1 protein-coding gene is annotated in these 2,148 nt (G+C 62.2%); it reads right to left on the reverse strand.

Annotated features, from left to right (window positions below):
• Positions 1-2,148 (reverse strand): type I polyketide synthase (locus ACI2K4_RS36265; protein ID WP_404517628.1); only part of this gene is annotated, 2,148 nt, incomplete at both ends.

Below are 2,148 nucleotides of genomic sequence, written 5' to 3' on the forward strand. Positions count from 1 at the left end.
CGCGGTTGTTTGGTGGAGCCAGTAGTGGTGGTGTTGGAAGGGGTAGGTGGGTAGTGGGGTGTGGTTTGTGGTGGGGGTGTGGTGGGGCCAGGTGATGGTTGTTCCGGTGGTGTGGAGGTGTGCTGCGTTGGTGAGGATTTGTTGGGGGGTGTCGTTGTTTCGGCGGAGGGTGGGGGTGATGGTGGTGGGTTGTGGGTGTTGGTCGAGGGTTTCTTGGGTGCTGATGGTGAGGACGGGGTGGGGGCTGATTTCTATGTAGGTGTGGTGGCCTTCGTTGAGGAGGTTTTTGATGGCGTTGTGGTATTGGACGGGTTGGCGGAGGTTGCGGTACCAGTATTCGGTGTTGAGTGTGGTGGTGTCGTGGATGAATTGTTGGTCGACTGTGGAGTAGAAGGGTGTGTGTGCTTGGGTGGGGGTGATGTTTTTGAGGGTGGTGGTGAGGGTGTTTTTGATTTTTTCGACGTGGCTGGTGTGTGAGGCGTAGTCGACGGGGATGGTGCGGGCGCGGATTCCGTCTTTTTCGCATTGGGTGGTGAGTTGTTGGAGTGCGTTGGGGTTGCCGGCGATGACGACGAATGTGTTGCTGTTGATGGCGGCGATTTCGAGTTGGTTTTTCCAGGGTGTGATGCGGGTGGTGGCTTGTTCGGGGGTGAGGGGGAGGGTGAGCATGCCGCCGTGGCCGGCGAGGTGGGTGGCGATGGCTTGGCTGCGGAGGGCGACGATGGTGGCGGCGTCGTTGAGGGTGAGTGCGCCGGCTATGTGGGCTGCGGCGATTTCGCCTTGGGAGTGGCCGACGACGGCGTGGGGGGTGATGCCGAGGGTTTTCCAGAGGTGGGCGAGGGCGATCATGATGGCGAATGTGGTGGGTTGGACGACGTCGACGCGGTCGAGGGTGGGTGCGTTGGGGGTTTGGTTGAGGACGTCGGTGATTTTCCAGTTGATGTGTGGGTTGAGGGCTTGTTGGCAGTTGTTGATGTGGGTGGCGAAGGTGGGTGAGGTGGTGAGGAGTTGGGCTCCCATGCCGGCCCATTGGGAGCCTTGGCCGGGGAAGATGAAGACGGTTTTTCCGGTGGGGTTGGTTCGGTTGGTGGTGAGGTTGGGGTGTGTTTGGTTGTGGTGGAGGGCGTGGAGTGCGGTGAGGGTGGTGGGGTGGTTTTCGGCGATGATGACGGCGCGGTGTTGGTGGGTGGTGCGGGTGGTGGTGAGTGCGTGGGCGATGTTGTGGAGGTTGGTGTGGGGGTTGTTGGTGAGGTGGGTGTGGAGGCGTTGTGCTTGGGCGTGGAGGGCGGGGAGGGTTTTGGCGGAGAGGGTGAGGGTGGGTGGGGTGTGGATGGTGGGGGTGGTTGGTGTGGTGGGTTGGGGGGTGGTTTGGGGTGGGGCTTGTTCGAGGATGACGTGGGCGTTGGTGCCGCTGACGCCGAAGGAGGAGATGGCGGTTCGGTGGGGGCGGTCGTGTTGGGGCCAGGGTTGGGGTTCGGTGAGGAGTTTGATGTTGCCGGTGGTCCAGTCGACTTGGGGTGTGGGTTCGGTGATGTGGAGTGTTTTGGGGAGGAGGTTGTGTTGCATGGCGAGGGTCATTTTTATGATGCCGGCGATGCCGGCGGCGGCTTGGGTGTGGCCGATGTTTGATTTGAGTGAGCCGAGCCAGAGTGGTTGGTTGGTGGGGCGGTTTTGGCCGTAGGTGGCGAGTAGTGCTTGGGCTTCGATGGGGTCGCCGAGGGTGGTTCCGGTGCCGTGGCCTTCGATGGCGTCGATGTCGTTTGTGGTGAGTTTGGCGTTGGTGAGGGCTTGGCGGATGACGCGTTGTTGGGCGGGTCCGTTGGGTGCGGTGAGTCCGTTGCTGGCGCCGTCTTGGTTGACGGCGGTGCCGCGGATGAGTGCGTGGATGTGGTGGTTGTTTTTGATGGCGTCGGTTAGGCGTTCGAGGAGGATGGTGGTGACGCCTTCGGACCAGCCGGTGCCGTCGGCGGTGGCTGAGTAGGCTTTGCATCGTCCGTTGGGGGCGAGTCCGCGTTGGCGGGAGAATTCGATGAAGGTGGCGGGGGTGGCCATGATGGCTACTCCGCCGGCGAGTGCCATGGTGCATTCGCCGTTGCGGATGGCTTGGACGGCGAGGTGCAACGCGACCAACGACGACGAACACGCCGT

The sequence above is a fragment of the Micromonospora sp. NPDC050397 genome (assembly GCF_044901685.1).
GTDB lineage: Bacteria > Actinomycetota > Actinomycetes > Mycobacteriales > Micromonosporaceae > Micromonospora_G.